The sequence below is a fragment of the Rhizobacter sp. P2_H2 genome (assembly GCF_056403375.1).
Genome location: NZ_JBFUFP010001105.1, coordinates 1 through 1,728 on the forward strand (window position 1 = coordinate 1; position 1,728 = coordinate 1,728).

Sequence of the window (1,728 nt, forward strand, 5' to 3'; positions counted from 1 at the left end):
ACCATGAAACACATCATTGCCTTGTTGCTCGAGAACGAACCGGGCGCGCTGTCGCGCGTCGTCGCGTTGTTCTCCGCCCGCGGATACAACATCGAGAGCCTGACGGTCGCGCCGACCGAAGACGCCTCGCTGTCGCGCATGACCATCGTGACGACCGGCTCCGACGAGGTGATCGAGCAGATCACCAAGCACCTGAACCGCCTCATCGAGGTGGTCAAGGTGGTCGACCTGACCGAAGGCGCCTTCACCGAACGCGAGCTGATGCTCATCAAGGTGCGCGCCGTCGGCAAGGAACGCGAAGAGATGAAGCGCATGGCCGACATCTTCCGCGGCCGCATCATCGACGTCACGGAAAAGAGCTACACCATTGAACTCACCGGCGATGCGTCCAAGCTCGATGCCTTCATCGAGGCGATCGACCGCAGCGCCATCCTGGAAACCGTGCGCACCGGCACCAGCGGGATCGGTCGCGGCGAGCGCATCCTGCGCGTCTGATCGTCTCGATCAATCCATTCACCCCGCAAGACTGACCTGTTTTTTTCTGGAGAAGACCATGAAGGTTTATTACGACAAGGATGCTGACCTGAGCCTGGTGAAGGGCAAGAACGTCACGATCATCGGCTACGGCTCGCAAGGCCATGCGCACGCGCAGAACCTGAACGACAGCGGCGTCAAGGTCACCGTCGGCCTGCGCAAGGGCGGGGCCTCGTGGTCCAAGGCCGAGAAGGCCGGCCTGAAGGTCGCCGAGATCGCCGATGCGGTGAAGGCCGCCGACGTCGTCATGATCCTGCTGCCCGACGAGCAGATCGCGTCCGTCTACAAGAACGACGTCGAGCCGCACATCAAGCAGGGCGCTTCGCTCGCGTTCGCGCACGGCTTCAACGTGCACTACGGCCAGGTCGTGCCGCGCGCCGACCTCGACGTGTGGATGGTCGCGCCGAAGGCCCCCGGCCACACGGTGCGCTCGACCTACACGCAAGGTGGCGGCGTGCCGCACCTGATCGCCGTCTATGCCGACAAGACCGGCAAGGCGCGTGACCTGGCGCTGTCGTACGCGGCAGCCAACGGCGGCGGCAAGGCCGGCGTGATCGAGACCAACTTCCGCGAAGAGACCGAGACCGACCTGTTCGGCGAGCAGGCCGTGCTGTGCGGCGGCGCCGTCGAGCTGATCAAGGCCGGTTTCGAGACGCTGACCGAAGCCGGCTACGCGCCGGAGATGGCCTACTTCGAGTGCCTGCACGAGCTGAAGCTGATCGTCGACCTGATCTACGAGGGCGGCATCGCCAACATGAACTACTCGATCTCGAACAACGCCGAGTACGGCGAGTACGTGACCGGGCCGAAGATCGTGACGGACGAGACCCGCCAGGCGATGCGCCAGGCGCTGAAGGACATCCAGACCGGCGAATACGCGAAGAGCTTCATCCTGGAGAACCGCGCCGGCGCCCCGACGCTGCTGTCGCGCCGCCGCCTGACGGCCGAGCACCCGATCGAGGTGGTCGGCGAGCAGCTGCGCGCGATGATGCCGTGGATCAAGAAGAACCGCCTGGTCGACCAGTCGAAGAACTGAGCGGCGCACCAGCCCGCCGACCCGAAAGGGCTGCACGCCGCGCGCGTGCGGCCCTTTTTCACGAAGGCGCTGCGGTATCCTTCGCGCCATTCCCCTCCACCCATGGCCCATGAGCGACGACGTGCACGACGGCGACCCCCACCTGCCAGATGCTGATG

At 65.0% G+C, this 1,728-nt stretch carries 2 protein-coding genes; both read left to right on the forward strand.

The genetic code is table 11. The annotated features are described in order from the left end of the window. The first annotated feature begins 3 nt into the window (after window positions 1-3). On the forward strand, window positions 4-495 hold the full coding sequence (gene ilvN, locus AC1D15_RS30515) for an acetolactate synthase small subunit (protein ID WP_047511839.1): 492 nt from the start codon (window positions 4-6) through the stop codon (window positions 493-495). A 58-nt stretch (window positions 496-553) separates the two neighbouring features. Next, a complete protein-coding gene (gene ilvC / locus AC1D15_RS30520) occupies window positions 554-1,570 on the forward strand; it encodes a ketol-acid reductoisomerase (protein WP_047511841.1) in 1,017 nt (338 codons plus the stop codon). The last annotated feature ends 158 nt before the right edge of the window (window positions 1,571-1,728 follow it).

What these genes read in the sequence shown, in the direction of transcription:
- ilvN (WP_047511839.1), top strand. Translation starts at nt 4, where the DNA reads ATGAAACACATCATTGCCTTGTTGCTCGAGAACGAACCGGGCGCGCTG.
- ilvC (WP_047511841.1), top strand. Translation starts at nt 554, where the DNA reads ATGAAGGTTTATTACGACAAGGATGCTGACCTGAGCCTGGTGAAGGGC.